Source organism: Cupriavidus sp. GW822-FHT03E04 (assembly GCF_058801495.1).
Genome location: NZ_JBXANI010000004.1, coordinates 332,757 through 355,042, shown reverse-complemented (window position 1 = coordinate 355,042; position 22,286 = coordinate 332,757). Strand labels below are relative to the sequence as shown.

Annotated in this window: 18 protein-coding genes; 8 read left to right on the top strand and 10 right to left on the bottom strand. The window is 66.4% G+C overall.

The window, feature by feature from the left end; genetic code table 11:
• Positions 1-57: 57 nt before the first annotated feature.
• The 3 genes from rtcA to AC1RQC_RS07340 all read right to left on the bottom strand — a co-directional run bounded on the left by rtcA (position 58) and on the right by AC1RQC_RS07340 (position 4,317).
• Positions 58-1,077, bottom strand: coding sequence for an RNA 3'-terminal phosphate cyclase (gene rtcA / locus AC1RQC_RS07350; protein WP_492373392.1), 1,020 nt, complete (start codon positions 1,075-1,077; stop codon positions 58-60).
• Positions 1,078-1,154: 77 nt separating this feature from the next.
• Positions 1,155-2,381 carry an RtcB family protein gene (locus tag AC1RQC_RS07345; protein ID WP_492373393.1) on the bottom strand — a complete coding sequence of 409 codons (1,227 nt, stop codon included), beginning with the start codon at positions 2,379-2,381 and terminating at the stop codon, positions 1,155-1,157.
• Positions 2,382-2,754: 373 nt separating this feature from the next.
• Positions 2,755-4,317 carry a vWA domain-containing protein gene (locus tag AC1RQC_RS07340; protein WP_492812979.1) on the bottom strand — a complete coding sequence of 521 codons (1,563 nt, stop codon included), beginning with the start codon at positions 4,315-4,317 and terminating at the stop codon, positions 2,755-2,757.
• Positions 4,318-4,523: 206 nt separating this feature from the next.
• Between AC1RQC_RS07340 and rtcR the strand changes: the two genes are divergently transcribed.
• Positions 4,524-6,128 carry an RNA repair transcriptional activator RtcR gene (gene rtcR / locus AC1RQC_RS07335; RefSeq protein ID WP_492812981.1) on the top strand — a complete coding sequence of 535 codons (1,605 nt, stop codon included), beginning with the start codon at positions 4,524-4,526 and terminating at the stop codon, positions 6,126-6,128.
• Here the strand turns inward: rtcR and bla are convergent.
• Together bla and blaOXA are read right to left on the bottom strand one after the other, a co-directional pair.
• Entirely contained in the window at positions 6,125-7,012 is an 888-nt protein-coding gene (gene bla, locus AC1RQC_RS07330; RefSeq protein ID WP_492828846.1) for a class A beta-lactamase, read from the bottom strand. The genes rtcR and bla overlap by 4 nt on opposite strands.
• A gap of 29 nt (positions 7,013-7,041) precedes the next feature.
• The gene (blaOXA, locus tag AC1RQC_RS07325; RefSeq protein WP_492828960.1) at positions 7,042-7,842 is read right to left on the bottom strand and encodes a class D beta-lactamase; all 801 of its coding nucleotides are present in this window, start codon (positions 7,840-7,842) and stop codon (positions 7,042-7,044) included.
• Between the two features lie 259 nt (positions 7,843-8,101).
• On the opposite strand from blaOXA, the gene AC1RQC_RS07320 reads away from it, so the two are divergent.
• From AC1RQC_RS07320 to AC1RQC_RS07310, 3 genes are all read left to right on the top strand, one after another.
• On the top strand, positions 8,102-9,781 hold the full coding sequence (locus AC1RQC_RS07320) for a hypothetical protein (protein WP_492373397.1): 1,680 nt from the start codon (positions 8,102-8,104) through the stop codon (positions 9,779-9,781).
• Positions 9,782-9,859: 78 nt separating this feature from the next.
• A complete protein-coding gene (locus tag AC1RQC_RS07315) occupies positions 9,860-11,413 on the top strand; it encodes a metallophosphoesterase family protein (protein WP_492882819.1) in 1,554 nt (517 codons plus the stop codon).
• Complete coding sequence (locus AC1RQC_RS07310) at positions 11,410-12,756, top strand: cytochrome-c peroxidase (protein ID WP_492812987.1); 1,347 nt, start codon at positions 11,410-11,412, stop codon at positions 12,754-12,756. The genes AC1RQC_RS07315 and AC1RQC_RS07310 overlap by 4 nt, the downstream gene beginning before the upstream one ends.
• On the opposite strand, the gene AC1RQC_RS07305 is transcribed toward AC1RQC_RS07310, so the two are convergent.
• Positions 12,753-13,379, bottom strand: a complete 627-nt coding sequence (locus AC1RQC_RS07305; RefSeq protein ID WP_492882817.1) for a hypothetical protein — start codon at positions 13,377-13,379, stop codon at positions 12,753-12,755. The two genes, AC1RQC_RS07310 and AC1RQC_RS07305, sit on opposite strands and share 4 nt — an antisense overlap.
• Positions 13,380-13,484: 105 nt before the next feature.
• Here AC1RQC_RS07305 and AC1RQC_RS07300 point away from each other — a divergent pair, with 105 nt between their 5' ends.
• Positions 13,485-14,387 carry a LysR family transcriptional regulator gene (locus AC1RQC_RS07300; protein ID WP_492812991.1) on the top strand — a complete coding sequence of 301 codons (903 nt, stop codon included), beginning with the start codon at positions 13,485-13,487 and terminating at the stop codon, positions 14,385-14,387.
• A gap of 29 nt (positions 14,388-14,416) precedes the next feature.
• Here the strand turns inward: AC1RQC_RS07300 and AC1RQC_RS07295 are convergent, their stop codons facing one another.
• From AC1RQC_RS07295 to AC1RQC_RS07280, 4 genes are read right to left on the bottom strand one after another with little or no spacing between them, the layout of a single operon-like run.
• Complete coding sequence (locus tag AC1RQC_RS07295; protein ID WP_492882815.1) at positions 14,417-15,154, bottom strand: enoyl-CoA hydratase/isomerase family protein; 738 nt, start codon at positions 15,152-15,154, stop codon at positions 14,417-14,419.
• 32 nt (positions 15,155-15,186) lie between these two features.
• The gene (locus AC1RQC_RS07290) at positions 15,187-16,704 is read right to left on the bottom strand and encodes an AMP-binding protein (RefSeq protein ID WP_492828854.1); all 1,518 of its coding nucleotides are present in this window, start codon (positions 16,702-16,704) and stop codon (positions 15,187-15,189) included.
• A gap of 47 nt (positions 16,705-16,751) precedes the next feature.
• On the bottom strand, positions 16,752-17,774 hold the full coding sequence (locus AC1RQC_RS07285) for a Bug family tripartite tricarboxylate transporter substrate binding protein (RefSeq protein ID WP_492882813.1): 1,023 nt from the start codon (positions 17,772-17,774) through the stop codon (positions 16,752-16,754).
• 32 nt (positions 17,775-17,806) lie between these two features.
• Positions 17,807-18,922, bottom strand: coding sequence for a porin (locus AC1RQC_RS07280; protein ID WP_492882811.1), 1,116 nt, complete (start codon positions 18,920-18,922; stop codon positions 17,807-17,809).
• Positions 18,923-19,209: 287 nt separating this feature from the next.
• Between AC1RQC_RS07280 and AC1RQC_RS07275 the strand changes: the two genes are divergently transcribed.
• From AC1RQC_RS07275 to AC1RQC_RS07265, 3 genes are all read left to right on the top strand, one after another.
• On the top strand, positions 19,210-20,217 hold the full coding sequence (locus AC1RQC_RS07275; RefSeq protein ID WP_492882809.1) for an NAD(P)H-dependent flavin oxidoreductase: 1,008 nt from the start codon (positions 19,210-19,212) through the stop codon (positions 20,215-20,217).
• Between the two features lie 82 nt (positions 20,218-20,299).
• Positions 20,300-20,815 carry a pyridoxamine 5'-phosphate oxidase family protein gene (locus AC1RQC_RS07270; protein ID WP_492813003.1) on the top strand — a complete coding sequence of 172 codons (516 nt, stop codon included), beginning with the start codon at positions 20,300-20,302 and terminating at the stop codon, positions 20,813-20,815.
• A gap of 279 nt (positions 20,816-21,094) precedes the next feature.
• The gene (locus AC1RQC_RS07265; protein ID WP_492373438.1) at positions 21,095-22,264 is read left to right on the top strand and encodes an MFS transporter; all 1,170 of its coding nucleotides are present in this window, start codon (positions 21,095-21,097) and stop codon (positions 22,262-22,264) included.
• Positions 22,265-22,286: the final 22 nt, after the last annotated feature.

The window sequence follows — 22,286 nt, the reverse complement described above, 5'->3', positions numbered from 1 at the left end:
GAATTGCAGCGTTGCCCCTCAGCCCTTCAGCCCCTCGGCCCCTCGGCCCAGCCCCCCTCACGCAACCACCACCCGCGTACACCCCTCCTGCGCCTCAAACCCGATATCCACCGGCAGGAACTTGGCAATCACCTCGGCATTGCTGCGCACGTGATTGGTCACTTCATCCACGGTGAAGCTGCCGCCGCCCGCCAGGGCCATTGGCAGCAGGAGCTGGTCAGCCAGGTGTGGGCCCACCGCACCCTTGCCAGCCAGATAGGCGCTAGCCTGGCGGCAGGCGGCGGCGGCTACGCTTTGCGCGGGGCGGCCCTTCTCGCCGAACTCGCAGAAGACCTCGGTCACGTGCTCGTGCGGCAGCGTCAGCAGCACGGCGTTGCCGGGGCCTTCCTCATGGCGCAAGCCACCCACGTGCAACTGGCTGGCGTCCCATCCCATGTGCTCGCCGACGAGGTCGAGCTCGCGGCGAGCTACGTGGAACGGGACGCCGGCGATCAGCACGCGTGCATCGGGCCTGCCGGATGCGCCGCGCGTGTCCAGCGCCAGCGGGCGCCAGGCCGCGCCGGAGCGTCCGCTCACTGTCAGTTCGCCGCCGCCGGCGGGATAGAAGCCGTGGCGGCGCAGCGCGAGCTCGGCAGGCGCGCCCATGCGGGCCATCAGCGGCAGCCAGGCGTCGCGCAGGAAGGTGGCTGAAGGCGCCATGGGGTTGTGGGTGCCACCGGACAGGGTGAGCGTAAAGCCGTCGTCCCCCGCGACGGACCACAGCGCCGGCAGCAAGGTCTGCAGCACCAGCGTGCAACTGCCGGCGGAGCCAATGGCAAAGTCGTAGTTGCCGGCGCGCACGGGCCCCGGCTCGAACGTCAGCGCCGTCGAGCCGATCGCTGCGCCTTCGGTGCGCGCGCCGCTGATCGCCTGCGCCGCCACCACGGCGCTCAGGTGCTGGCGCATCAGCCCGGGCTTGCTGCGCCGGGCGCGCACGTTGGCGATATGCACGGGCGTGCCGGTCACCATGGCAAGCGACAGCGCGGTGCGCAGGATCTGGCCCCCGCCCTCGCCGTAGGCACCGTCGATTTCAATCATCACGGAATACTCTTCTGTTCTTGTTGTTATGCCAGCGCCGCCAGGGACAGGTTCGTCCCCGGCGGCGGTTGCTGCCCTCAGCCCTTCACGCACACCACCTGCTTGAGCGTGTGGACGATCTCGACCAGGTCGGACTGCGCCGCCATCACCGCGTCGATGTCCTTGTAGGCCATCGGGATCTCGTCGATGACTTCGGCATCCTTGCGGCACTCGACGCCTTGCGTGGCCAGTCGCTGGTCTTCCACCGAGAATTGGCGCTTGGCTTCGGAGCGGCTCATGGTGCGGCCCGCACCGTGGCTGCAGGAGCAAAACGATTCCGCGTTGCCCTTGCCACGCACGATGTAGGAGCGCGCGCCCATCGAGCCCGGAATGATGCCAAGCTCGCCGGCCTTGGCGCTGACCGCACCCTTGCGGGTGACCAGCACGTCTTCGCCGAAGTGGCGCTCCTTCTGCACGTAGTTATGGTGGCAGTTCACAGCCTCCATCTCCGTGGCAAAGGGCTTGCCGATCACGGCGCGCGCGGCGTCCAGCACGTTGGCCATCATCGTCTCGCGGTTGCGGCGCGCGTACTGCTGCGCCCACTCCACCGCGAACACGTAGTCTTCATAGTGCTCGCTGCCTTCCACCAGGTAGGCCAGGTCGCGGTCGGGCAGGTTGATGAAGTGTCGGCGCATATCCGCTTGCGCCAGCTCGATAAAGGTGTTGCCGATGGCATTGCCCACCCCGCGCGAGCCCGAGTGCAGCATGAACCAGACCGACTGGCTCTCATCCAGGCAGACCTCGATAAAGTGGTTGCCGGTGCCCAGCGTGCCCAGGTGGTTGCGGTTGTTGGTGCGCGCCAGCTTCGGGTGCTTCTGCGTGATGCGCTCGAAGCCACCTGCCAGCGCGGCCCAGCTCGCATCCACCGCATCCGGCACCTCGCCCCAGGCACCCTTGTCGCGCCCGCTGCGGTTGTTGGAGCGGCCGTGCGGCACCGCTTTCTCGATGGCGCTGCGCAGCGGGCCGAGGCTATCGGGCAGGTCGCTGGCGGTTAGCGTGGTCTTGACGGCGATCATGCCGCAACCGATATCCACGCCCACCGCCGCCGGGATGATGGCGCCGCGTGTGGGAATCACCGAGCCGATGGTGGAACCCTTGCCCAGGTGTACGTCCGGCATCACGGCCAGGTGCTTGAAGATGAACGGCATCTGTGCGGTGTTGGCGAGCTGCGCGCGCGCGCCGTCATCGACGGGCACGCCATGGGTCCACATCTTGACCGGGCGGCCGGTGCCAGACTGGAATACGTCGTAATTCTCCTTGCTCATGTCTTCTTCTCTCTTTGCCTTGCGGCGGGACTACGCTGGCGTTGGCCAGCAAGATACCAAATAAGGTGGGCGACTAGTGGTTGTGGAACCGGCGCTCTAATCGTAGGGCAATGCGGCCTCGCCACGACAAGGATCGGCAGGATTTACGCTGCGTATGCCGCAGCGGCCGGAATTGAACCGGCAATCACCAGATGTAATCCTGGCCAGCATTCGTGGCGAGTCCGCATACCGCAGGCGCCATGCGCGGCGGCTGGGGTATGCCGGCTCGGGGGCGGTAACCAGCGACAAGGGATAGGACAGACAGGCCTTGGATGTAGTCTGCCCGGCATTCGCCAGTCACCGCCGAACCTCACAACTTCAGAACTTCAAACCTTCACAGCGTCGTGGCCGATATCTCGCCCACCCAGTGGCCGGCCTGCAACTGCCCGGCGGCGAAGGCTGCGACGACTTGGAACACCGAGTCGGAGAAGCCCCCGATGTTCAGGATGTCGTCGCGCTCCGGCGCCTGGCTGGACGCGTAGGGCTGCATATCCAGGCACACCAGCCGCGCCTTGGGATTGCGCTGCCTGAAACGCTCCCACTCCCGCAGCGTGGCCGTTTCGCCATGGCGTGCATCCATCCACGACTGGTTGTCCGACACCAGCATGACCACGTCGGCGCTCACGCGGCGATGGTTCAGCCACGCCAGCGGCGCGCTGCAGTTGGTGCCGCCCGCGCCGATCGCCGCCATCTTCTGCGCGTTGGTCATCACCGTGTCGCGCGGGTTCAGCGTCAGCTTCACCACTTCCTCCTTGAACGGCAGCACCATCGTGTCCGGCTGCTTGCGCAGGAAGGTTGCGGCGACCAGCGCCGCGGCGTCCACGCAGCGCACCGCGCTGCTCGACCCCGCACGGTAGCCCGTCACCGGCGAGTGCATGGAGCCCGACACGTCAGGGCAAACCACCATGCGGCCCTCCACCAGCGGCACATTGGCCAGCGCCAGTTCCAGCGCATCCTGCAAGGCCTCGCGCACGCCCGCCGGCATGTCTTCCCCGGCGGCGTGGTACGCGGCCAGCAACTGGTACGGAAACACCCGGGCCCGCGCGATGGCTTCAGGCTGCCGCAGCTTTGCCGCGATCTCGTCCGCCATGCCCGGCAGGGCAAACACGCCGTGGCGCGCAAAGGTGTTCAGGTTCATGCGCACCATCTGCCAGCCGCCATGGCGTGCCACCTCGGCCCAGGCCTGGGCATCCAGGTCCAGCGATGCCAGCATCTGGAACGGCACCGCCGGCACCGGCGCCTGCCGCCCTTCGGCCCGCGCCAGCTTGTAGGCCTCCAGGGCCTGCGTCACCGGTGGCAGCGCAGACACGTCATACGGCTTGCCGATCAGCCGGGCAAAGAAGGCGGCGCGCCAGGCTTGCGCCGGCTTCGGGTGCACCATCTTCACCACATCGGCCAGCGACGGGCTGGTGCCCACCGATGCCGACAGCAACGCACGCTCATCGGCCGTGTTGAGCCATTGCTGCACCAGCTTCTTCGGCCGCGTGCCCAGCGACTTGCGGCCCACCGCGCCGCTGCGCAGGATCTGCACAAAGGTGCGCAGCATCTTGCCGTTGTCGATCACGCGGCCGAACACCGCCGGCAGGTACTGCGAGCCCCGCACGGTCAATGCGGCCAACAGCAGGGCCGGCATGTCCTTCATATAGCCGCGCTCGCGGCAATACACGGCGGTCTTGGCGATAAAGGCCGGATCGACGTCCTCGCACAGCGCCATCACGGCGTCGAGCTGCGCTTCGGCGCTGGCGTAGAAGGTGCCGTTCAGGCAACCCGTTGCCGCGTACTGCGCCAGGCGATGTTCGCGTCCCAGGGCATAGGCAGTGCCGCCCGCCTCGTTGATCGCGTCCGCCGGCGGCAGGAAGCGGCCACGCAGGCTTTGGAACAGATTGGTATTTGCCATTTGCATTCTCCCAAGGAGACAAGGTTGCGTCGTATTCGATGGTCTCTATTTTGCAAACGGCGTGCCAGGGGGCCGCAGGTAAGCAGCAACAAACACATAACCCAATGATTTATAACGACTTCTATCGGACCCCCTCAAGAAACGCACCAATTTCCTGCTTGTTTGCCACACCTAATATCTATATATTTGTATAGCTATCTATAAATATGAAGAACATGAAAAAGGTCGTCATCGGCTTCATCGGCACACAACTCGACCGGGGTAAAGGCTCCGCGCGCTGGGAAAAATGGCGGCCCAGCGTAGCCCTGTGCCAGCACGAAGACCTGTTGCTGGATCGCTTCGAGCTGCTCTATACCGGCCGCCACCGGGCGCTGGCCGAGCAGGTCGCGGCCGACATCGCCAAGGTCTCGCCGCAGACGGAGGTCAGGCTGAACCTGCTGGCGCTGGAGGATCCCTGGGATTTCAGCGAGGTCTATGCTTCGCTGCATGAGTTCACGCGCGGCTACCGCTTCGATACGGAGCGCGAGCAGTACTGGGTGCACATCACCACCGGCACCCACGTGGCACAGATCTGCCTGTTCCTGCTGACCGAGGCGCGCTACCTGCCGGCCTGCCTGTTGCAGACCTCGCCGCCCTTGCGGCAGGCCAGCGGCCAGCCGGGCCACTACGCCGCCATCGATCTCGACCTGTCCCGTTACGACCAGCTGGCCGCGCGCTTCTCGCGCGAGCAGCAGGATGCGGTGTCGTTGCTCAAATCCGGCATTGCCACCCGCAACGCCGCCTTCAACCAAATGATCGACGAGATCGAGCGCGTAGTGCTGCGCTCGCGCGCGCCGGTGCTGCTGACCGGCCCGACCGGCGCCGGCAAGTCGTTCCTGGCGCGGCGCGTGTTCGAGCTGAAGAAAGGCCGCCACCAGCTCAGCGGCGGCTTTGTGGAAGTGAACTGCGCCACCATCCGCGGCGACGGCGCCATGTCGGCGCTGTTTGGCCACGTCAAGGGTGCCTTCACCGGCGCGCAGGGCGAGCGCACGGGTTGGCTGCGCTCGGCCCATCAGGGCTTGCTGTTCCTGGATGAGATCGGCGAGCTGGGGCTGGACGAGCAGGCGATGCTGTTGAAAGCCATCGAGGAAAAGCGCTTCTTTCCGGTAGGCGGCGACAAGGAAGTGCAGAGCGATTTCCAGCTGATCGCCGGCACTAACCGAGACCTGCGCGCCGAGGTGCGCGCCGGACGTTTTCGCGAGGACCTGTTTGCCCGCATCAACTTGTGGACCTACCGGCTGCCGGGACTGGCCGAGCGCCCGGAGGACGTGGAGCCCAACCTGGACTACGAGCTCGTGCGCCAGGCGCGCGAGCTCGGCAGCCAGGTGCGCTTCAACAAGGAAGCACGCCAGGCGTGGCTGGATTTTGCGGTATCGCCGCAGGCCTGCTGGCGCGGCAACTTCCGCGACCTCGCCGCGTCGGTGACGCGCATGATGACGCTGGCCGACAGCGGCCGCATCGATGCCAGTGTCGTGGACGCGGAAATCGCGCGGCTGAACGACTCGTGGCAGGACGGCGCTCAGCAGGCGGTAGCCCAGGGCCAGGCGCTGGCCATCCTGGATCCCGCCGTGCGAGCCGCCACGGACCCGTTCGACCTGGTGCAGCTCGACTATGTGCTGAGCGTGTGTCGCCGGAGCAAGAGCCAGGCCGAGGCCGGGCGTACGCTGTTTGCCGTGTCGCGGCTGGGCAAGAGCAGCAGCAACGACAGCGACCGGTTGGCCAAGTACCTCGGCAAATTCGGCCTGACCTTCGCGGCCGCGAGCCAGCCCTAGCTTAGCGCCTCGGCCGCGATCCGCGCCGCAGAGGCCAGCACGTCGTTGCGATAGGCGGCGTCCTTGCCGGGTTGCGTGAAATAGATCGCCAGCACGATGGGCGGCTTTCCGGGCGGCCATGCCACACCAATGTCGTTGGCCGTGCCGTAGTCGCCGGAGCCCGTCTTGTCCGCCACCTGCCAGTCCGCCGGCATGCCGGCGCGGATCCGCGTGGCGCCAGTGGTATTGCCGCGCATCCATGCCACCAGCTGTTCGCGCTCTGCCCCGCCCAGCGCATCGCCCAACGTGAGCCGTTGCAGGCTAGCTGTCATGGCCGCCGGAGTCGACGTATCGCGCGGGTCGCCAGGCAACGCGGTGTTGAGCTCGGTCTCCCAGCGGTCGAGCCGGAACTGGTCGTCGCCGATCGCACGGGCAAACGCGGTCACGGCGGCGGGGCCGCCGAGCAGCTTCATCAGCAGGTTGGCGGCCGTGTTGTCGCTGTACTGAAGGGCGGCCGCGCACAGTTCGGCTACCGTCAGGCCGTCGCCGACGTGTTTCTCGGTGATCGGGGAATAGGCAACCAGTTCGTCCTTCTTGTAGGCAATGCGCCGTTGCAGCAGCCCGGCCTGCGTTGCGCTGCGCTGCAGGACGGCGGATGCGGCGATCACCTTGAATGTGCTGCACAGCGCAAAGCGTTCGTTTGCACGGTGACTGAGCCGCGCGCCATTGGCGGTGTTCAGCGCAGCGATGCCAAGGCGCCCGCCTGCTGCGGATTCGAGCGCGGCCAGGCGGTCTTGCGCCGCGACGCTCCCTTCGGTCCTGCCGGCCCACGGCGTACAGGCGGCGGTAAAGGGGGCCGTCGCGGCGGCGAGCAGCAGCGTGCGGCGAACGGGGCAATGTGTCATCGGTCCTTTCCTGTGATTAAGCGGTTGCATCAGAGTGATCCCAACAGTCCCGGCAACGCCTGCATGAACGCATCGCGCGCGCGCAATCCTGCGCTGACAGGCTCCTTCTTCTCATCCTGGATCAGGCGCGCAAAGACGACGTTCCGGCCGTCCTTCGCCGCCCAGCCGACAAACCATCCGTAGCCGTGGCTCCAGTCCTCGGTGCCATTGGCCAGGCGCGGGGCGCCGGTGCCCGTCTTGCCGTAAACGGCCCATCCGTTTGGCAACGCGCCGAGCGCCATGATCCGGCTTGTCATTTCATAGGCATGCGCGGTCACGGGCAATTTGCGATTGACCACCTTTTGCAAAAACGCAACCTGCTCCAGCGGCGAGATCTTCAGCGACGAGCTGAGCCATGAGCGCGTCAGCCCGTTGTGCTTGCCGGGGTCGCCAGAGATATCGCCGTTGCCGTACTGGAACGCACTGACGTACCGCCCGAAGCGCGCCTGGCCAAGCTGTTGCGTCAACTGCTGCGAGTACCACACAACCGAGGTCTTCATCCAGCGCTGGGGGTCCGTGGTGACGCGCTTGGACGGGTTGCTCTCACGATACGCCTCACGATACGGCATGGCTGGCGCGTGTTCATCCGCCAGTAGCCCCGCGTCGAAGCCCATCAGGCTGAGCGGGACCTTGAATGTCGATGCCGCGGTCACGCGCTGGTCGCAGGTGCCCTCTTGTTTAAGCAGCTTGCCGCTACTGGCATCCGCAAGGACCGTGCACGTCAGCTCGGCACGGGCGGTTGATAGGGACAGCGCCGCGCAGAGCGCGGCAAAGATGGCGATTGGCTTCAAGATGATCTCCGTGATTTTTATGAGCGCGATCGATCTGGCCGGCCAGGCCGGCGCACGAAACGGAGCATAGGAGCGCGGCGGCATGACGCCAAGCCCGCTGGCTGTAACCTGCGTAACATAGCACCCTCGGCACACGCGCTGATGGCACAATTCCCACACGTCCCGCTGCAAATTACCGCTAGAAAGTGCCGCCGCAAAGGCCCGTTTCAACGTCCTGCATCAACGTCCTGCATCAACGCCCCACACACAACCGTCCCGCATGCGCCAGCCCGCCCTTGCCATCGAGCTATCCGCCCCCTATCTCGTCAACGGCGAGCCCGCGCGCTACCAGAGCCTGTGGCTGCTCGCCGCCGTCTGCGCGGCCGCGCGCAACCGCGGGGCCAGCCTGCCGGCGGTGCATTTGCAAACCCGCTTCCCCGATGCCGCCAATATCCGCATGATGGTCTCGCGCGCCTTTGCCGACTTCGCACGCTGGGGCGTGCCGGTGGGCTGGGGACCGGACCGGGGCCAGGGCATCGCGGGCCTCAACCCGGCGCGCCGCAGCCGCGGGCCGTTCTGGATCGAGCCGGAGCACGGCAAGCGCGTGCGCTTCACCGTGGATGGCCGCAGCGCTGGCGATGCGGCATTGGCGCGCTTCGTGGGGCTGGGCACTGCCGCCGCGAAGCATGCCGCCCGCCAGGCAGACGAGGCCCACCCCGCGGTCGACTACGTGATGCGCGACATCAGCTACTGGAGCCATCTCACGCAAGCCATGCGCGGCATGCAGGACGGTGTGGGCGTTGCCGGCGTTGCGGGTGGTGGCGCCAGCAACGGGGTAGCGGATGCCCTGCGCGCCGCGCAGCGCTGCGCCACCGACGATTTCCAGCACGCCTTCGCGCTGCTCAAGGAGAGCCTGGCCTGGCGGCGCGGCGACGACCTTGCGCGCAGCCGCGCGGCGCTCCAGCGCTTTGACCGCATTGTGGGCACCGGCACCGTGGACACGGCGGTGCCCACCTTCGCCGCCATGGCGCGCGTGGTGCGGGCCTGGGAGCGCTATGCAGGCAACCAGATGGAGGCGGCGCAGGCGGAACTGGAAGGCCTTGCCGCCGATCCGGCGCTGCAGCCCGTGGTGCGCTACAACCCGCGCGTGCGTTTCGAGACCCTCAACCTCGGTGCGCTGATCTACAAGACGGTGGCGATCCGCGACATGGCAACGCAGCCAGAGGCGGCGCGGCAAGCGGCCGAAGCGGCCGTGGCAGGCTTCTCCGGCGCCCTGCAGGCAGCCTATGAGGCAGACTCGGTGGATGCCGCGCAGCACGTGGCGGCCAACCTTGGCCTTTGCCTGTGGCTGTTCTGGAACCACGCGCTGATCGATCCGCGGCGCGCTTGGCCCGCGGGCCAGGTGCAGCGCCAGGCCGTGCGCTGGCTGGGCTTGTCAGAATGGATCTGCGACCGCTTTGGCGTGGGCGGCGGCTCGGCGTGGAACATCATCTTCCTGCTACGCATTGCGCGCGGCAACTGCGCGCAGGACGGCGGCGGGGCGCTCCAGGCGTTTCGCGCGCAACGGCCGCTGCTGCTGGATGAAGCGGTGGACGCGCTGCGCCCCTTCCATGCGCCCTTTGCGCGAGCCAAGGGCTTTATCAGCTGGTCGTCGCTGGCCAGCTTTGCGCTCGACGAGCACGACACCGGTCACGTGCACTACGGCGCCCTGCCGCTCGCCAACCTGCTGCTGGAAGCCAGCTGGTTCCACGCCTTCGAGCACGGCGCCACGCCTGCCGCGTTTGCCACGGTGGAGCGCCTGGCCGAGCTGCTCGGCAAGCTGCGCCCGGCGGAGCGCCGCTTCTTCGTCTCAGCCATCACCGCGCTGCCACGCGAGCTGCAACTGGCCGCCGCCGAAGCCATCCGGGCCGCACCGCGCCCCGCCCGCAAGACCAAAGCAACGCCACGCCGGTCAGGCTGACACATAACGTTCATCGTGCAGAAACATCCCATCCGTATATTTCCGCCTCGCAATCAGGAATAACAGGGAGATATAAGAATGGGTAACCACAACACCAACCGGCAAGCCGGTCCCGCCATGCGCCTCGGCGCTGGTGCCATCCTCGCCATGCTGGCTGCGGCCGCCGTGCTGCACGGCTGCGGCAGCGACAGCACGGACGCGGCGCCAGCCGCCGCCGCGCCGGTCACGCCGGTCACGCCGTCCGGCGATGCACCCAGCGCCAGCGCCAACATCCAGGCCGCGTGGGTCGAGATCGGCGACAGCAACCAGGCCATCGCCCGCGTCATCACCAACTATGCGGCGCCAACCGCCGCCGCAGGCAGCGCGTTGCCTTCGAACGCCCTTTGCCCGCTGCTGACGGTGGACGGCGTGCAGCAACGCATGGCGCTGCGGGCCGGCGCCGGCACGATGGCGCAGCGCACCACGGCCAGCGCCGCGGCTGACTCCAAACCGTCGGATTTCCCGGTCTCCGTATGCGAGGCCACGCTGCCAGCCGGCGCCGCCGCCGCCAGCGTGGCGGGCCAGACGCTGCCGCTGCCCAAGGCCCAGCCGCAACGCGTGCTGGTGCTGGCCGACACCGGCTGCCGCCTGAAGAAGGCGGATAACGCCTACCAGCCTTGCAGCGATGGCACCGCCTGGCCGTTTGCCGCGCTGGCCACCACCGCCGCCGGCATGAACCCGGACCTGGTGCTGCATATTGGCGACTACCACTACCGCGAAAACCTCTGCCCGCCCGACATCGCCGGCTGCCAGGGCACGCCGTGGGGCTATGGCTGGGATACCTGGCAGGCCGATCTCTTCAAGCCCGCCGCGGCACTCATGGCCAAGGCACCGTGGGTGGTCGTGCGCGGCAACCATGAGGAATGCGCCCGTGCCGGCCAGGGCTGGTTCCGCTTCCTCGATCCGCGCCCATATTCGGACGCGCGCTCCTGCAACGACCCCGCCAACGACAGCAACGCCAACTACTCGGAGCCCTATGCGGTTGCGCTGGGCACCGGCTCGCAGGTCATCGTGTTCGACTCGGCCAAGGCCGGCAAGGCCGCGCTGCCGACCACCGACCCGCAGTTCGTCGCCTACCAGAAGCAGTTCCAGACGGTAGGCTGGCTGGCCGCCAAGCCGGGCATGACCACCACCATGTTCACCAACCACCATCCCATCCTGGCCTTTGCGCCGGTGGCGGGCAGCAACCCGGCGCCGGGCAACCTGGCCCTGCAATCGGTCATGAGCAATGCCAACGCCCAGGCCTACTACCCGCCCGGCGTGCAAGTGGCGCTGCACGGCCACGTGCATGACTTCCAGGCCATCAACTTTGCCTCCAGCCACCCGGCTACCATCGTGTCGGGCAACGGCAGCGACAACCTGGACGTAGCGCTGCCCGATCCGCTGCCGCCCGGCACGATTCCCGCGCCCGGCACCGTGATCGACAAGATCACGCACAGCGCAAGCTTTGGCTTCGTGATGATGGAGCGCAATGCGTCGCCCGCCACCGGCTGGACCTTCAAGGCGTATAGCGTGGCCGGCAAGCTGATGGCGACCTGCGTGCAAACCTCCAATACGCTGGCTTGCGACAAGACCGGCTTCCTGGCGCCGTGATCGGGGCCCTGCGCGCCGCCAGCGCCACCATTGCCGCCAGCGCCGCCGTCTGTCTCGCGGCTGGCGCTGGCGGCGCGGCGCTTGCCGCGCCCGCGCCGGGCGTGGTGCTGATGCCCGGCGCCCCGCCCGCCAGCGTGGTGGACACCATCGGCAAGGGCACGCCCAAGGTCGCCGCCAAGGTCGACCCCACCGCCGCCGTGTTCCGTCCCGATCCGGCACTGGCCGCGTTGGGCAAGCGCATCTTCTTCGATGCGCGCCTGTCCGAGCCGCGCGGCACGTCCTGCGCCGGCTGCCACGACCCCGCGCGCGCCTTCGCGCCGACACTATCGCCCGCGTCGCTGGCAGGCCCGCACGTGCCCCAGGGCAGCCGGCCCGGCCGCTTCAGCCTGCGCAACGCGCCCTCGCTGCTGTACGTGCGCTACATCCCGCGCCGGCATTTCTACCAGGACGACGACGCGCCTTACGCCTCGCCCTTCGGCGGCCTGTTCGCCGACGGCCGCGCCGATACGCTTGCCGAACAGGCGCGCGGCCCCTTGCTCGACCCCAACGAGATGAACAACGGCACGCCGGCCAGCCTGCTGCGCAAGGTCAAGGCGACAGAGCTGGCGCCCGTGCTGGCGGCGCGCTTCGGCCCCGCCGTGCAGACCGATCCCGAGCAAATGCTGCTGGCGCTCGGCAAGGCGCTGGAGGCCTACCTGCAGAGCGATGAGATGGCGCCGTTCAGCTCCCGCTTTGACGACTACCTGCGCCATCGCACGCCGCTGGCGCCGGCACAAGCCCGCGGCCTGGCATTGTTCAAGAACCCGGACAAGGGCAACTGCATGACCTGCCACACGCTCTCGGATACCGCCAGCCGCCCAGAGCGCTCGCTGTTCACGGATTTCGGCTATGACGCGATTGCCGTGCCCCGCAACCGGGCGCTGGCCGCCAACCGTGATCCCAAGCGCTTCGACAATGGCCTGTGCGACACCGCCCGCCGCCTGCGCTGGCCCGAGCCGGAGCAATGGTGCGGGTATATCCGCACGCCCGGCCTGCGCAATGTCGCGGTGCGCCAGAGCTTCATGCACAACGGCGTATTCACCACGCTGCGCGATGCCGTGGCCTTCTACAACACGCGCTCGACCGACCCGGGCAAGTGGTATCGCGGCGGCAAGACCTTCGATGACGTGCCGGCGGCGTATCGGGGCAATATCAATATCAACTCGACGCCGATGAACCGGCGCGCGGGCACCAAGCCGGCCATGACCGAAGCGGAAATCGACGATCTCGTGGCGTTCCTGCGCACGCTGACCGATGCGCCCTATGTGGGCATCATGCCGGCTGCGCAGGCCGCCAAGCCCTAAGGACCCCGCGCCGCACAGACGGCATCGGCCTCGAACCCGCGAAAGACCAGCTGCGTGGGATCCGGCTGCGGCTCGATCTCGCGGCCGTCCTTGCCGGCCAGCCGCAGCACTTGCCCGGTGCAGCTCTTCGCCGCCGCGTTGCGCTGGTAGCGCAACTCGTACTGCCAGCCCGGCAGCGGCACAAAGGAAACCCCCACCGAGCACCGATAGGGCTGCTCGCCAGCGGCAACCGCAGCTGCCGTCAGGTAGATGCGCTGGCCAGCCACCAGCCACCGCTCGCGCGTGTGGCCGGGCGGCTCCGGTGATATCCCCACCATGGCCAGGTCACGCTCCGTGCCCATCGCGGGCAGCTGCTTGCCCGTGCCGCCCAGCAGGAGCGGCTTGGGTGGCTTCGGGCACCGGGTGGCGTCCACCACGCTGAAGGTCGTGTTGTCGTCCGTATTGGTCACCAGCCGGATGCGGGCGGCGGGCGTGCCGGTCTCGACCCGATAGTGGGATATGCAGCCGGACAGGGCAAGCGCCAGGACGCAGAGCGCACCGGGCGGGATGGCGGACTTGCGGACTTTCGACATGGGGATGCAGGAAAGTTGGCCACCGGCAAAGCATACCTGCTTTGATTTCATGACGGTTTTCCCCAAGAGGCCAATTGCGTGTGCCATGGCACAATGATCGCGAACGTGCGCGTTCGGTCTGTCAGGTGGCCAGTCAACCAATACCGCCCGCTCAACATGATAAATATCAATCACATCTACGCATTCCTTGAGCTGGTGGAGCAGCGCAACTTCAACGCCGCAGCGGAGAAACTGCACCTGACCCAGTCAGGCCTGTCGCGCAAGATCAGCGCCATCGAGGAACGGGTCAACCAACGGCTGTTCGAGCGCACCACCCGCTTCGTCCGCCCTACCCGCGCTGCCATGGTGCTGGCGCGCCACTGGCGCGAGGCGCTGGTCAGCTATCAAGCGGGGCTTGCGGAGATTGGCGCAACGGACGCGGACCTGGCCGGCTCGCTGTTGATTGGCGTTAGCGCCACCTCCCGGTTTGGCGAGTGGCAGAAGTTCAGCGACCTGTTCTTTCAGACCTTTCCCAGCGTGAATGGCCGCATCGAGTCGATGCCTTCGCAAGACGTGGTGTTCTATGTGCGCAACGGCGATCTGGACGTCGGTTTTTGCGGCGGCCCGATCGAGGACGACAGCCTGGGGGTCATCCAGATAGAGCAGATCCGCTACCGCGCGCTCCTGCCTGACGATCATCCGCTGGCACAGCGCGCGTCGCTGGCCATGGCGGACCTGGAGGGGGAGGGGCTGAGCCTGGTGAACGCCAAGACCTGGCCGCGGGTGCGCGAGAACCTGGATGCGTTGCTGGCGCAACGCGGCCTGCTCGGCGCGGTCGCCTACGAGTCCAACTTCATCGATCTGGTCCTGCGGGACATCATCGACAACCGCCGCGTCGGCATCCACCCGCTGGCCGAGAACTACCTGCTGCCCAGAGGCGTGACGTTGCGCGAGATCGATGACCTGACGCTCTGCCTGGAGAATATGTTCGTGTGGCGAAAATCCACCACGTCGCCCCTGGTTCGCAGCATGGTCAGCATGCTCACGCGGTACTGCGACGGCGCTGCGGCGAAGGCGTGAGTGCAGGCCTTCGCCCGCACCCACGGCTCCTATCGTCCTACGAAATTCGCCTTGCGTTTCTCCGTGATGCTGCCCATGCCCTCCTTCAGGTCATCGCTTTCCAGCATGAAGGACAGCTCTTTCTGCAGGCGATAGGCCTGCACGGCTGGGCTGTCTGGCACCACCGCACTGACCAGCCGCCGCAGCCGCGCGATGACCAGCGGCGAGTTGTCCGCCAATGCCCTCGCATACTCGAGCGCTGCGTTCAGCTGTTCGCCTTCGGGCACCAGCCGGTTGACCAGCCCGACCTCATAAGCGCGCCGGGCCGGCAGCACGCCGCCGAGCAGCATCACCTCCATCGCCACCTTGTGCGGAATCCGCGCGGCCAGACCGGCGATCATGCCCATCGACACGCCCAGCTTGGCTTCCGGGTACATAAACCTGGTCGTCTCCGTGGCCACGCACAGATCGCACATCTGGACCAGTGTCATCGCTGCACCGAGGCACCAGCCGTTGACAGCGACCACGAGCGGCTTGCCAGACGGTGCGCCCGCGCCGGGAATGCTGCGAGCGATATCTTTGGGGAAGGCCCGGAGATCGGCGCCCATCGTGAAGTTCTCGCCGTTGGCGCAAATGACGCCTGCCCGCGCACTGCCTTCGTTGAGCCGGCAAAGCGAGTCGTGCAGCCCCTGCACGACCTCATCACTGAACAGGTTCTTGCCTGGACGGTTCAGCGTGATGATCGCGACCCGATCCCGCTCCTCATACAACACGACCTGATCTGACATATGCCTCCTTGGGATGGGTCAAACTAGTAGAACTAGCGTCTCGCGTACCGCTGTTGCAGCGGCAGCTTGTAGAGTTTCCCGTTGGGCTCACGGGGCAGCGCGGGATCGAAATCGATCGTCTTGGGGCATTTGATCGCCGAGAGCTTGCTGCGGCACCATGAGATCAGCTCCCGACCAAGCTCGGGGCCCGCGTCGTGCGGCGTGACGGTCTGCACCACCGCCTTGACCTGCTCGCCGAGGTCCTCGTCCGGAATGCCAAACACCGCGCAGTCCGCAACCGCCGGATGGGCACCCAGCACATCCTCCACTTCCTGTGGATACACGTTGACCCCGCCCGTAATGATCGTGAATGACTTGCGGCCCGTCAGGTACAGATAGCCTTCAGCGTCGACGTAACCCAGGTCGCCATAGGTCCGCCAGCCTTGCGGGCTCGTCACCTTCTCGGTCTTTGCGGCGTCACCGTGATAACTGAAATTGCCCGTGCCCTCGAAGAAGATCATGCCGACCTGCCCCACCGGCAACTCATGCCATTCGTCGTCAAGGATGTGGATGGGTGCCTGCGTGGAGCGCCCGACCGAGCCCTTGTGCAGCAGCCACTCCTCGGACGTGATGCCGCATGCGCCGACGCCTTCGGTGCCCGCATACACCTCGTAGAGAACCGGGCCCCACCACGCGATCATGGCCTCCTTCACGTAGACCGGACAAGGCGCGGCGCCATGGACCGCGAAGGTCATCGACAAGAGCTGGTAGCGCCGTTTCACGGCATCGGGCAGGCGCAACATGCGGGAGAACATGGTTGGCACCCACAAGCTGGCCGTGCATTGGTATCGTTCGATCAGTGCCAGCGCCTGCTCCGGGTCGAAACGCTTCATCACGATCAGCGTTCCCCCCGTTGCCAGGATGGCGCACGCATACCGGAACGGCGCGCTGTGGTAGAGCGGCGACGTGGAGAGGAAGACCGTGTCGCGGGTGCAGGTCTGCATCAGCGCTGCCAGGCGAGGATCGGCGCTGTCGTACGGGCGGGTCATCGTGGCACGCTTGACGCCCTTGGGCTTGCCCGTGGTGCCGGACGAATACAGCAACACCTCCCCGCAGGCCGGGTCGGAGAGTTCGCTGTCGTCAAATCCCGCGGCGGCGCGGTCCCAGTCCAGGTAACCTGCCACTTCTCCCGCGCAGGCAATGCGGTGTACACCGGGATCGAGCAGGCCAGGCAGGCCCGGCATTGCCGCAACCTTGCTGGCCGCGATGACCAGCACGCTGGCACCGCTATCCGCCACGATGTACGCAAGTTCTTCCGCCGTCGCCCGTGTCGAAACCGGCGTGAAGTAGACGCCGATGCGTTGCGCTGCGAGACAGACCGCCAGGAACGCTGCGTCGTTTTCCAGGCAGAAGACCAGCGTATCACCCGCACGAAGTCCCTGGCTCATCAACAAGCGTGCGCCGCGATTGGCTCTGCGCTCCAGCTCGCCATACGTCAACGAAGAATTGTCGTCTGCAAAAATGGCGCACACGTCTTCCGGCGCGGTCTTTCCAAAAAGGGATGGATGCATGATTCAGTTGGCTAGTCGGCTTGGTGCCTTTGCGGATTGCATGGCTTCTATTCTTCGATCGAGATGCCGGAATGGCGAACCGCGTCCGACCAGAATTTCAGCTCCGTCTGGAAGTACCGCGCGGATTCCTCCACGCTGAGGTTGAGCGGCTGGAGGTTGTAAGCCAGCGACTTCGCCTTGATCTCTTCGTCGACCGCTTCGCGAAACGCCAGGTTCAGCTTGCGCAGGACCGCCACCGGCGTACCTGCCGGCGCGTACAGGCCTACGTGGAATTTCAGGGAGAACTTCTCCATGCCCGGTGTTTCGGAGGCCAGTGGTATGTCTGGCATGGAAGGACTGCGGTGCGGGCCCGTTTGCGCGATCACCTTGACCCTGCCGGTAGGCAGCAGCGACGCCATCCCGGTGTAGCCGTCGAAGGTCATGTCGATGACGCCGGAACCCAGGTCGTTGAGCAGGGTCGGCCCACCTTTGTAGGAAACCTGCATCAGCTTGATCCCCGCCATCTGTTCGAGCAGCACCGGGCCCAGGTGCGTCGTGCCGCCTACCGTCGATGTCCCGTAGGTGAGGCCACCCGGCTTGGTCCTGGCCAGGGCGAGAAAGCCCGCGAGGTTCGTCACGGGCAGCGTGCCGCTGACGGCCACCGCGAAGCCGTCTTCGCCCAGGTAGGTGACGGGAACCAGATCGGTTGCCGTGTTGTAGGGCAGCTTGCGGTAGAGCGCGGAGTTGGTCAGCAGCGTGTTGACGGCGATCAACAGGGTGTAGCCATCGGCGGGGCTCTTCGCCAAGGCGCTGGTCGCAATGATCGTGTTGCCGCCCGGCCGGGGCTCGATCACGACGGGCTGGCCCAGGATCCTGGCGACCCGGATGGCAAGCGGGCGAAGAAAATTGTCGGTGGACCCGCCCGCGGGGAACGGCGTGATGACACGGACGGGACGCGATGGAAATGCATCGGGCTGCTGCGCCGACGCACCTGGGCCCAGGGCCGCAAGCCCCAGCAAGACGGCAGGCGCTGCCGCAAGCCGCGCACGGCGCGTCCATGACAAAGCTGGGAACCGGCTATTCGTGATCATATTCATACACTCCTCTTGGGATGCGCGCAGCATCAGAATTTGTGACGGATGCCGACGGCCGCGCCCAGCATGCTGTCCTTGCCCGCGCCCAGGAAGTAGCCATTGGCGAAGCTGATCGCCGAGGTATCGAAATCCAGGCCGGCGTTCTTGGCATAGGCCGTGGTCAGGTACACATCCGTGCGCTTGGACAGGTTGTAGTCCACCATGAATGAGACCTGCCACGGGTTCTTGATGTTCGCGCCGCCCAGGCTCTTTACGTCGTCGTAGTAGTAGGCCAGCGTGAGGCCAAGCGCCGGCGTGGCCTGATAGTTGGTGCCGAGCCAGTAGTAGTCGTCGCGCAGGATCGCAGCGCCGCTGGCGTCGGTGTTCTTGCCCCAGCGGTAGCCGCCCATGAGCTTTGCGGCACCCACGGTATAACTAGCGGCGGCGCCGACCTTCTTGAACGTGCCGGTGCCGCCCGCCGCGTTCAGCGTGGGGTTGAACTGGTCATAGGCAAGGCTCGCGCCGAACGGGCCGGCTGCGTAGGACACGCCCGCCCCGTAGCCGGTATCGCGGCGGAATTGCCCTGGCACCTCGCCACCACCGGCAACGCCGTTGCCGAAGCTCCAGTGCGCGATGGCCGTGACAGGTCCAAAGACACCGTTGTACTTGACCGCGTTGTCCGACCTGACGTTAAGGCCAAGCAACGCCACGAATGGCTCGTACTGGCTCGCGTAGCCCGTGGGGGAGAAATCAGCGAGCATGCTGAACAGCGTGGAGTACTGGCGGCCGAAGGTAACGCGGCCGAAGCGCGCGCTCTCCAGGCCCACGTAGGCCTGCCGCCCGAACAGGCGGCCACCTTGCTGCAGCTTGCCATCGTCGGAGCCAAAGCCGTTCTCCAGCACGAACAAGGCTTTCATGCCGCCGCCGAGCTCCTCCACGCCGCGCAGGCCCCAGCGCGAGCCGGACAACCCACCTGCCGTCATCCGTGCCACGTTGCTGGCCGGGCCGGCGGCAAAGCCATTGGCTGCGGACGGCGTGACGCCGGAAAGATTGGTGACGTACTCGATATTGGTATCCACGACGCCGTACAAGGTCACACTGGAATCGGCCTGCGCCACACCAGCGAACAGGCTGAATGCAGCCAACGCGAAAAGCGATTGCTTCATGCTCGAAATCTCCTCCTGCCATCGTTATTGTTCTGATCCGTGGGAGCATCGCGTCCGGCGAGATGTCCTGCCGCAAACTATTTCATATCGACCCGGGAGCGTCCAATGACGGTTCCGGGTTTATTGATGTGAGAGTGGAATCAATGCGAAAGAGACGGGGCAGACGGCATGGAGCGTTTCATGCGAGGTTCGCATCATTAAAGCCCGAACGCGCATTGGACGCGGCCGGCGCACGGCTCGTATAGTTTTTTGAAGCACGCTCCCCCTCCATCCCACAAGGAAATTCCATGGCCATTCCGTCGGCGCTGAACAATGCGCTTCGCCTGCCAATCATCGGGTCACCCATGTTCATCAGCTCGGGCATCGAACTGGTGGTCCAGCAATGCATAAACGGCATCGTGGGGGCCTTCCCGGCGCTCAACGCGCGCCCGCAGGCGCAGCTTGCCGACTGGATCGCGGAGATTCGCGAGCGCCTGGCTACCGCGCGGCGGGCTGACCCGGCGCGCAAGGTCGCGCCCTTCGCCGTGAACCAGGTCATGAGCAAGCTCAACACACGCTGGGAGCAAGACCTCGTCACCATCGTTGAGCACCAGGTTCCCATTATCATCACCAGCCTGAAGGCCCCCCCAATGGAAGTCATCCAGGAAGTGCATGCCTACGGTGGCCTGGTCTTGCATGACGTGACCAATGTGCGGCATGCCAGGAAAGCCGCGTCGATGGGCGTGGATGGCCTGATCCTGGTGGCCGCCGGCGCCGGCGGCCAGGGCGGGGACCGCAGCCCGTTCGCCCTGATCAACGAGGTGCGGCGCTTCTTCGATGGCGCCGTCGTGCTGGGCGGCGCCATATCCACGGGCGGCGACGTGCTGGCCGCGCAGGCCATGGGCGCTGATCTCGCGTACATGGGCACGCGCTTCCTCGCCGCGCAGGAGTCATGCGTAAGCGATGTCTACAAGGAAGAGCTCATCCAGAGCACGGCGGCCGACATCGTCTACAGCAACACCTTTACCGGGGTGTACGGCAACTACCTGCGGGCAAGCCTGGTCAAGGCAAACCTGGACCCCGACAACCTGCCGCCGTTCAGCGAGGAAACCAGCAAGTACCGCAGTGCCGGGGACGGCAACGTAAAGGTCTGGCGCGATGTTCGCGGCGCCGGCCACGGATGCGGCTCCATCGATGCGAGCGAGCACGTGGCGGACATCATCGCCACGCTTGAGGCCGGGTATCACCGCGCTGCCGATGAGATGCTGCGCAAGCGCTTCGCCCCGGCGGCCAGGGCGGCCGCGTCAATGTCCTGAAGTTTGACATACGGCTGCCGTGGTCCGTATAAAAGAGGGGCGCGCGCAACCCGGCGCGTCCCGACAACCTCCACGGATCCCTATGCGGACGCCTTCCCTTGCCGATGCCTGGCCCACCATCCGCGCGCTGATCGAGCGCGGACAGCGATCCTCCCTTTATTGCGCCCTTGCCACCGTCGGCGCCGACGGCATGCCTACGGTCACGCCCATCGGGACCGTGTTCGCGCGCGCGGACCAGACGGCATTCTTCTTCGACCGCTACACCAGCACGCTGGCCGCCAACCTTGCGCACAACGACCACGTTTGCCTGATGGCCATCGACTCTGGCAAAGGATTCTGGTTGCGTTCGCTGCTGCGCGGCCGCTTTCACCAGCCGCCTGGGGTACGCCTCTATGGCACTGTCGGTCCGCTGCGCCCGGCAACGGCCGCAGAGCTTCAGTTGATCGAAGCCAGGGTTAAGGGGTCTCGCTGGCTCAAGGGGACGCGGCTGTTGTGGTCGAGCTTCACCCACGTGCGGGATATCCAGTTCTCTGCCTTCAGGCCAGTGGCCTACCCGGTCATGATGGAGGGGCTGTGGGAGACCGCGCGCAAGCCCTGACCTCGCCCGCCAGCGAAACCCAGCCTTTGCCATATCCAGATTGACAGCGCTTGCGCTCGGACTTACCCTCGGCCGGGTTATCCGATCGGCCCGCATACCGATATCCCTATCGATATCACTTCACGGCTGCGTGACTTCACGGCTGCCCGTAGTGTGACAATCAGGTCACGACAAAGAAGAAAACAATAACAACAATACAAAGACAGAGACCGTTCCACCGTGCCCCCTCGCCTGTCCGACCTCCGCCCCGTCCTGCCGATCCTGATTGGCGCTTCCGTCATGCTGAGCCTGGCCATGGGCCTGCGCCAGAGCCTTGGCATCTTCATGCCCCCGCTGACCAGGGACATCGGCATCTCGGTGTCGGATTTCACGATTGCGATTGCGGTGCAGAACCTGGCCTGGGGACTGCTCCAGCCCATGGCCGGCGCCTGGGCCACGCGGGTGGGGTTCCGGCCGTTGATGATGAGCGGCTCGCTGCTCTATGTGCTGGGGCTGGCGCTGCTGGCCACGGCGCACGGCATCGCAGGCGTGACGCTCGGCGCGGGCGTGGCGATCGGCGCATCGATGGCTTGCACGGGCAGCGCCATTGCCATGGCGGTGGCCGCGCGGCCGGTGCCGGCGGCGTTGCGCAGCGCGGTGCTTGGCATTGTGTCCGGCGCCGGCTCGCTCGGGGCTCTGGTGGCGGCGCCGATCGGGCAGGTGGTGGCGCAGTCGTTCGGCTGGCGCGTGGGGCTGGCGGCCTTTATCCTGCTTGCGCTGGTCATGCTGCCCGCCGCGTGGTACGCGGGCAAGGTGGATCGCCTGCCGCTGCCCACGTTGCCCGGCGCCGTGCAGCAGAATGCGCGCGAGGCGCTTGGCGCGGCGCTGCGGAACAAGGCGTTCCTGGTGATGGGCGCCGCGTATTTCGTGTGCGGCATGCAACTGGTCTTCCTCACTACGCACCTGCCTTCGTATCTCGACATCTGCGGCATGGACCCGATGCTCAGCGCCAAGGCACTCGGCGTGATCGGCGGCTTCAATGTGCTGGGCAGCCTGTTCTTCGGCTGGGCCGGCGGGCGGGTCAACAAGCTCGTGCTGCTCGGCATCATCTACAGCGTGCGCTCGCTCGCGCTGGCCTGGTACTTCTCATCGGCGCCCACGCCGGGCAGCACGCTGGTGTTTGCCGCCATAATGGGCTTCCTGTGGCTGGGCGTGGCGCCGCTGGTGGCGGGCTGGATCGCGCAGACCTTCGGCCTGCGCTGGCAGGCCATGCTGGGCGGCGTGGCGTTCTTCAGCCACCAGATCGGCAGCTTCGTCGGCGCGTTTGGGGGTGGCCTGGTCTACGATGCGCTGGGTTCCTACACCCTGGCGTGGCAGACCGGAGTGACACTTGGGCTGGCCGCCGGGCTGGCGCAGATTGCCTTTGCGGTGGCCACGCGCCCGCGGCCGCCGCAGCTGATGACCACGTAGGCGGGCGCTACGGCAAGGAGCA

Bases quoted from the DNA above. Each gene is read 5' to 3' on its own strand.
- rtcR (WP_492812981.1), top strand. From the start codon at position 4,524: ATGAAGAACATGAAAAAGGTCGTCATCGGCTTCATCGGCACACAACTC.
- AC1RQC_RS07345 (WP_492373393.1), bottom strand. From the start codon at position 2,381: ATGAGCAAGGAGAATTACGACGTATTCCAGTCTGGCACCGGCCGCCCG.
- AC1RQC_RS07340 (WP_492812979.1), bottom strand. From the start codon at position 4,317: ATGGCAAATACCAATCTGTTCCAAAGCCTGCGTGGCCGCTTCCTGCCG.
- AC1RQC_RS07290 (WP_492828854.1), bottom strand. From the start codon at position 16,704: ATGCATCCATCCCTTTTTGGAAAGACCGCGCCGGAAGACGTGTGCGCC.
- AC1RQC_RS07270 (WP_492813003.1), top strand. From the start codon at position 20,300: ATGCGGACGCCTTCCCTTGCCGATGCCTGGCCCACCATCCGCGCGCTG.
- AC1RQC_RS07315 (WP_492882819.1), top strand. From the start codon at position 9,860: ATGGGTAACCACAACACCAACCGGCAAGCCGGTCCCGCCATGCGCCTC.
- AC1RQC_RS07300 (WP_492812991.1), top strand. From the start codon at position 13,485: ATGATAAATATCAATCACATCTACGCATTCCTTGAGCTGGTGGAGCAG.
- rtcA (WP_492373392.1), bottom strand. From the start codon at position 1,077: ATGATTGAAATCGACGGTGCCTACGGCGAGGGCGGGGGCCAGATCCTG.
- AC1RQC_RS07275 (WP_492882809.1), top strand. From the start codon at position 19,210: ATGGCCATTCCGTCGGCGCTGAACAATGCGCTTCGCCTGCCAATCATC.
- AC1RQC_RS07280 (WP_492882811.1), bottom strand. From the start codon at position 18,922: ATGAAGCAATCGCTTTTCGCGTTGGCTGCATTCAGCCTGTTCGCTGGT.
- AC1RQC_RS07305 (WP_492882817.1), bottom strand. From the start codon at position 13,379: ATGAAATCAAAGCAGGTATGCTTTGCCGGTGGCCAACTTTCCTGCATC.
- AC1RQC_RS07265 (WP_492373438.1), top strand. From the start codon at position 21,095: ATGCTGAGCCTGGCCATGGGCCTGCGCCAGAGCCTTGGCATCTTCATG.
- bla (WP_492828846.1), bottom strand. From the start codon at position 7,012: ATGACACATTGCCCCGTTCGCCGCACGCTGCTGCTCGCCGCCGCGACG.
- AC1RQC_RS07295 (WP_492882815.1), bottom strand. From the start codon at position 15,154: ATGTCAGATCAGGTCGTGTTGTATGAGGAGCGGGATCGGGTCGCGATC.
- AC1RQC_RS07320 (WP_492373397.1), top strand. From the start codon at position 8,102: ATGCGCCAGCCCGCCCTTGCCATCGAGCTATCCGCCCCCTATCTCGTC.
- AC1RQC_RS07285 (WP_492882813.1), bottom strand. From the start codon at position 17,774: ATGATCACGAATAGCCGGTTCCCAGCTTTGTCATGGACGCGCCGTGCG.